The organism is Arthrobacter sp. P1_A5 (assembly GCF_056406825.1).
Map to the genome: position 1 here is coordinate 1 of NZ_JBFTZL010000188.1, position 6,961 is coordinate 6,961.

Consider the following 6,961-nt stretch of genomic DNA (forward strand, 5'->3'; position numbering starts at 1 on the left):
ATGCCCACGAGCATCAACATGCCGATCAGCGACGGCAGGCCCAACGGCACGCCGGTCACCACGAGCAGGGCGATTGCGCCTGTCGCGGCGAACGGGACGGAGACCAGCAGGATCAGCGGTTGCACGAGCGATTTGAACGCAGCCACCATGATCACGTAGACGATCGCGATGGCAGCGAGCAGTGCGAGTCCGAGCTGGCGGAACGAATCGGCCTGCTGCGTCGTGGCACCGCCGATCGTGGCGGTCACCCCGGGCGGCAGCTGGACTGACTTGAGCCGGTTCTGCACCTCGGTGCTGACCGCGCCGAGGTTGGAGCCCGACGGCGTCACCGAGACCCGCGCGGTGCGCTGGCCGTTGCTGGCGGTGATGGAGACGGGGACGTCCACCTGCTCTACCGAGGCGATGCTGCCCAGCGCAACGGCGCCGGCCGCCGTCGGGAGCGGCATGTCCCGGACGGCCTCGATGCTCGTGAAGCGGGTGCCCTCGCCAATCCGGACCGGGAAGTCGTTGGTGTCGATGCGGATCGTTCCGGCCGGAATCGGGCTGATCGTGGCGGCCAGGACCCCGGCCACGCGCTCCTCGTTCAGGCCGGCCGCGACGGCCTTGGCGCGGTCCACCTTGACCTGGACCACCGGCTGGCTGGCGGCCAGGTTGGTGGCCACTTCGCTGCTGCCCGGGACACCGTCCATGGCCTTGACCATCGCGTCACTGGCCGTCTGGAGATCGGCGGTGGTGGCGGCCTTGAGGGTGATGTCCACGGTTGACGAAGTGCCGAAGCCGCCCTGCTGGGAACCGACCGTGATCTTTCCGGCGTCGCCGAGCTTGGAGAGTTCGCTGCGGACGGTCTCCTGGAGCTTGCCCTGGTTGGCTTTCTCGTCCGTCACCACGGTGAACGTCGAATTGGACGCGCCGGAGGAGAGCAGGGCCGAGAAGCCGGTTTGGGCGTTGCCGGTGGTGGCCTGGACGTCCTTGATTCCGTCGATGCCCCGCAGGGTGTCCTCGACGCGGATCGCCGAAGCGCTGGCCTCGTCAAGGCTGGTCCCTGCCGGCAAGGCCTGCTTGACGGTCATGCTGTTCTCGCCGGAGCGCCCCAGGAGGTCGGTGGCGAGCAGCGGGGACATCGCCACGGTGCCGGCAAGCACCAGGGCCGCGGCGACCAGGGTGAGGACCGGGTGCCGCTGCGTACCGGACAGGACAGGCAGGTAGCCGCGCTGCAGGAGCGTGCTCTGCTCGGCCTCGTGCGCCTTGGTGGCAATGCCAGCGGCAGACGCCGGAGAGCCGGTGACGGCGGGCGCGCGCAGGAACCAGTAGGCCAGCACCGGCACGATGGTCAGCGAGACCAGCAGCGAGGAGAGCAGGGCGATGGTCACTGTCAGGGCGAACGGCCGGAACAGCGCACCGGCCAGGTCGCCGACGAAGGCGATGGGCAGGAAGACGGCCACGGTGGTCAGGGTGGACGCCGTGATGGCGCCGGCAACTTCGCGGATGGCCGTCCCGATCGCGGTGATCTTGTCCTCGCCGTAGCTCAGGTGCCGTTTAATGTTTTCGATGACCACGATCGAGTCGTCCACGACGCGGCCGATCGCGATGGTGAGCGCGCCAAGGGTGAGGATGTTGAGCGAGTAGCCGGTGCCCGAGAGGCCGATGAACGTGATCAGCAGGGACAGCGGGATGGACACTGCCGTCACCAGGGTGGCGCGTACGGACATCAGGAACACCAGGATCACCAGGACGGCGAAGCCCAGACCCAGCAGGCCCTCGGTGGTGAGGTCCTTGATGGACTTCTCGATGAACGGCGCCTGGTCGAAGACCGGGGTGAATTTGGCGTTGGAGCCAAGCTCGGCCTCAAGCTGCGGGATGGCGTCCTTGACCGCGTGGGAGATCGCGACGGTGTCGCCCTCGGGCTTCTTGGTCACGGACAGGGCGAGGGTTTCCTTGCCGTTGGTCCGCGTGATTGACGTGCGCGCGTCCTCGACCAGGCTGACGTCCGCCACGCTGCCGATCGTCGCCGCATCGCGGGCCGCGCCCAGGGGGAGGGCCTTGATGGCGTCGAGGGAGTCCACCGGGCTGCCGATCTGCAGCGAGAGGGTCTTGCCCTGTTCCTCGATGGTGCCCGCCGGGACCAATGCACCGTTGTTCTTCAGCGCGTCGCTGATGGCCTGGAGGCTCGCGCCCGATGCCGCCAGATCCCGGGGCCGCGGCAGGATCTGGATGTGCTGCGTGGCGCCGCCGGTCACGTCGGCGCCGCGCACGCCGTCGAGCTTCTGCAGCCTGGGGACGCTGAGCCGGGCGAGATCGGCGTTGAGTTCACTGAGCGGTTTGTCCGAGGACACGGCCAGGAAGACGATCGGGAAGTCGCTGATGCTCCCGGCGATCGCCTGCGGCTGCACGTCCTTCGGCAGGGCCTGCTTGGCGTTGGAGATGGCGCGGTCGATCTGGTTCCGGGCACGGTCCAGGTTGGAGCCGTAGGTGAACGCCAGGGAAATCTGCGAGACGCCGTTCCGGGACGTTGATGACGTCGATTCCAGCCCCTCGACGCTGTTCAGCGCCTTTTCCAACGGGGCACTGATCTGCTTGTCCACGACTTCCGGCGACGCACCGGGCATCGAGGAGATCACGGTGATCTGCGGGAACTCGATGGAGGGGATGAGCTCCTGCTTCAGCGAGGACATCGTGATCACGCCGAAAACGCAAGCGAACACCGTGATCAGCGCGATCAGGGCCCGGTTGGCGAGAGACAGCTTTGCGAGCCGGAACATCTCATGGTCTCCTGGTGGGTCGGGGGCGTCCTGCACAACGGGACATCAAAAAACGGGGACGTCACGGGTTGCAGCGGTCCCAAACCAGCAGTGTAAACCAGCCGCGGCCGGGCGCCGGCTTAGTTGCTGGCGGTGACCTGTTCGAGTTGCAGCGTCTTGGCCGTCTCGGCCTCCAGCTTGGCGGCGAGCTCAGGGTTGTCGTTGAGCTTGACGCCGTAGCCGGGCATCATGTCCTTGAGCTTGGACTGCCAGCCCTTGAAGTTCTTCGGGAAGGACTTCTGGAGCAGCTCGATCATGATCGGCACGGCGGTGGACGCGCCCGGGGATGCGCCAAGCAGGGCRCCGATGGTGCCGTCGCGTCCGGCGATGACCTCGGTGCCGAACTGCAGCACGCCGCCCTTCTTCGGGTCCTTCTTGATGATCTGGACCCGCTGGCCGGCGGTGATGAGCTCCCAGTCGCCGTCCTTGGCCTCGGGGTAGTACTCCCGCAGGGCCTCGACCTTGTCGCCGTGACGCTTGGCGACTTCCTTGATCAGGTAGGCGGTGAGGTCCATGTTGTCCTTGGCCACGGCCAGCATCGGGATGATGTTGGAGGGGCGGATGGACAGCGGCAGGTCCAGGTAGGAGCCGCTCTTGAGGAAGTTCGTGGAGAAGCCGGCGTACGGACCGAACAGCAGGGAGCGCTTGCCGTTGACGTAGCGGGTGTCCAGGTGCGGCACGGACATGGGCGGAGCGCCGACAGACGCCTGGCCGTAGACCTTCGCGCTGTGCCGGGCAGCGATGCTCTCGTCGGTGCAGCGGAAGAACTGGCCGGAGACCGGGAAACCGCCAAACCCCTTGCCTTCCGGGATGCCGGAGGCCTGCAGCAGGTGCAGGGCCCCGCCGCCGGCGCCGACAAACACGAACTTCGCGTGGATGGAGCCGTGCTCGCCGCTCCTGGCGTGCTTCAGCGACAGGTCCCAGCCGCCCCCGGACGCGCGCTTGATGTCGCTGACGTTGTGGCCGTAGTTGATCTCCACGCCGTTGTTGCCCAGGTAGGTGGTCAGCTCGCGGGTCAGGGCGCCGAAGTCGACGTCGGTGCCCTCGGCGGCGCGGGTTGCCGCGACGCGCTGCTTGGGGTCGCGGCCCTTGACGATCAGCGGGGCCCACTTGGCGATCTGCGCGTGGTCCTCGGAATACTCCATCGAACGGAACAGCGGGTTCGGCTTGAGTGCCTCGTAGCGGGTGCGGAGGAACTTGGTGTGGTCCTCGCCGATCACGAAGCTCATGTGCGGAACGGTGTTGATGAACCCCTTGGGGGAGCCGATCAGCGAGTTCGAGACGAGGTGGGACCAGAACTGGCGGGACAGCTGGAACTGCTCGTTGATGTTCAGGGCCTTGCCGGGGTCCACCGAGCCGTCTTTGGCTGCGGGGGAGTAATTAAGCTCACACAGGGCAGCGTGTCCGGTGCCGGCGTTGTTCCACGGGTCGGAGCTTTCCAGTCCGGGCTCGTCCAGACGCTCAAAGAGCGAGATGGTCCAGTTCGGCTCAAGCTGCTTGATGAAGGCGCCGAGCGTGGCGCTCATGATGCCGCCGCCAATCAGGACGACGTCGGCGTGTTGGGTCTTGGAAATGAAAGTCACAATCAGTCTCCGATAGCAGCGGCTCTGGCTGTCACAGAATATCCCGCACCGCCCACTAACTGAAATTGGCCCCGGGCGTCAAGGCCTTAGCTCGACCTTTGTGAAAACTTCGTTCAGTACCGGCGACGCCGGGTACTTCAGCACCCGGTCCGAGAGCGCCAAGGCCGAGATCGGGAAGGCAATGGGAACCGCGGGCACCGTGGCCGCGATCTGCCCGTTGATGGTCTGGTACTCCTCGGTGCGGTCCTTGCCGTCCGGCAGGCCGCGGGCCCGGGCGATCTTGGAGAAGACCTGGGGATCCTGGTAACCGAATTCGCCGGTGTTCTCGCCGAAGAGCGGGCCCACGAAATTGTCGGGGTCCGAATACGATCCGTTCCAGCCGAGCAGGTGCAGGGCGTGGTCGCCCGGGGACGTGACCTTCTGCAGGTAGCCGTCAGCCCAGTCCACCGGTACGGGCTTGACGTTGAGCCCGACGGCGGTCAGTTGACGGCTGATTTCGGCGTACACCTTTTCCGGCGTCGGCAGGTAGGGCCGGGTGACGTTGAGCGGATAGTAGAACTTCAGCTCCTCGCCCTTGTAGCCGGCCTCGGCCAGGAGTTCCTTGGCCTTGCCCGGGTTGTAGCCGAGCGCCGCGGCGTTGTTGTTGAAGCCGCTGAGCTTGGGTGGAACGAACTGGGATGCCTGGGCCGTGTTGTCGATGAAGAACCGGCGGATCAGCGTGTCCTTGTCCAGCGCCATTTCGATCGCCTGGCGGACCTTGAGGTTCTGCAGGATGGGGACTTGCTGGTTCATGCCCAGGTACATCACGGAGAACGGGTCCCGCTGGATGATCTGCTTTCCGCTCTTGACCAGTTGGTCAAAGTTTCCCACGGTGACGGCGTCGTAGGCGTCGATCTTGCCGTCCAGGAGCGCCTGCATCCGGGTCTGCGGGTGATCGTAGGTCACGAACTTGATGGTGCCGATCTGCCCCTTGTCCCCCCAGTAGTCCTTGTTGCTGGCCAGGGTGACGCTGCCCGAATCCCAGGAGCCGAAAACGTACGGTCCTGTGCCTACCGGGTGGAGGCCGTAAGCGGATACCGGCTGCCCGCCCCGGCTCTGGTTCAGGACGTCAGCGTTCTCCGCGGCGAGGGCCTTGGGCGAAGAGATCGCGAAGGCCGGCAGGGTGAGGGCCTGGAGAAAACCCGTGAAGGGCTGGGTGAGGCCGATCCGCACATTGTCCGGCGCGACGGCGGTGCAGTTCTTGTATATGGACAGCGGCGCCTGGTCCGCATGGGCCTTGAAGACGCCCTTGAAGGTGGTACCGGTGGCCTGTTCGCGGAGGGCCGGTGAGAAGTTGAACCAGCGGTTGAAGTTGGTGCAGACCGCGGCGGCATCGAACGGTGTCCCGTCCTGGAATTTGACGTTCCCGCGCAGCTTGAACTCGTAGGTCCGGCCTTCATCGCTCTGGGACCATTCGGTGGCCAGCAGCGGCGTGGGCTGGCCGGTGGTCTGGTCTACGCCCACGAGGCCCTCCAGTACCTGCCGGGTGACGCGGTAGGACTCGACGTCGGAGACCAGGGCAGGATCGAGCCCGAGCGGCTCCGAGCCAGTGCCGAAGGTGAAAAGCGCGGTAGGTGCCGCGCTGGCGGTGGCAGAGGCGGTGGTGGAGCTGGGTGCCGGGCCGAGGCTGCCCGTGCAGGACGCGAGCGGCAGGACAAGGAGGGCGGCCCCAATGCTGGCGGCAATCCGCCGCACTGTCCTGCTGGGCACTGTACTGCTGGGCACTCGAGAATCACCTCTGGGAACTGGATGGCCCGCCGGCTGCGGACCAGCCCCAGTCTAGTTGACGGCCGGGTCCGCCAGCTCTTGTGGCACACCGCCGCAAGGCGCACGGCAGCGCAAAAAGCGGAGGCCCGCACCTGGTGGTGCGGGCCTCCCCTTCTCCTAGTGGTCCAGGGAGTCAGGCTGGAGCCGGGCAGGAGTGCAAAAGGGCTGACTACTTGGGCATCAGGACTGAGTCGACCATGTAGACAGTGGCGTTGGCGGTCTGGACGCCGCCGCAGACAACGTTGGCGCCGTCAACCTTGAGGGCATCCTTGGTGCCGGTGACCGTCACCGAACCGCCTTCAACCGTCTTGTGGGTGCCGACGATCTGGTCCGGGGTGATCTTGCCAGGGACAACGTGGTAGGTCAGGATCTTGCTCAGCGTGGCGTCGTCCGTCTTCAGGGCCTCGATCGTGGCCGGATCGATCTTCTTGAAGGCGTCATCCGTCGGGGCGAAGACGGTGAATTCGCTGCCGTTGAGCGTATCCACCAGGTTGACCTTGGGGTTGAGCTTGCCGGACACGGCGGCGGTCAGGGTGGTGAGGACCGGGTTGTTGGACGCCGCGGTGGCTACCGGGTCAAGCGCCATGCCGGAGACGGAGCCGGCACCGCTGGGAACCTGGGCGGCGTAGGCGGCGCAGCCGGAGCCGACGAGGTTGGCGGCCGGATCCATGGCCGCAGCGGAGGCGCTCGTGGAGGGGGAGGCCATGCTGGATTCCGCCGGTGCGGAGGACGGGGCCGAGGAGGCGGGGGCCGACGAGGCGCTGGATCCGCCAC

Annotated in this window: 4 protein-coding genes; all 4 read right to left on the reverse strand. The window is 66.4% G+C overall.

Features of this window, described 5'->3' with window-relative positions; translation table 11 throughout:
- Positions 1-2,759: efflux RND transporter permease subunit (locus AC1D1S_RS17960; RefSeq protein ID WP_476995088.1), on the reverse strand; the 2,759-nt coding region annotated here is incomplete at its 3' end.
- Between the two features lie 119 nt (positions 2,760-2,878).
- Complete coding sequence (locus AC1D1S_RS17965) at positions 2,879-4,381, reverse strand: malate:quinone oxidoreductase (RefSeq protein WP_243181306.1); 1,503 nt, start codon at positions 4,379-4,381, stop codon at positions 2,879-2,881.
- Between the two features lie 78 nt (positions 4,382-4,459).
- The gene (locus AC1D1S_RS17970; RefSeq protein ID WP_476995090.1) at positions 4,460-6,115 is read right to left on the reverse strand and encodes an ABC transporter substrate-binding protein; all 1,656 of its coding nucleotides are present in this window, start codon (positions 6,113-6,115) and stop codon (positions 4,460-4,462) included.
- A 241-nt stretch (positions 6,116-6,356) separates the two neighbouring features.
- On the reverse strand, positions 6,357-6,961 hold a 605-nt coding region (locus AC1D1S_RS17975; protein ID WP_476995089.1), incomplete at its 5' end, for a fasciclin domain-containing protein.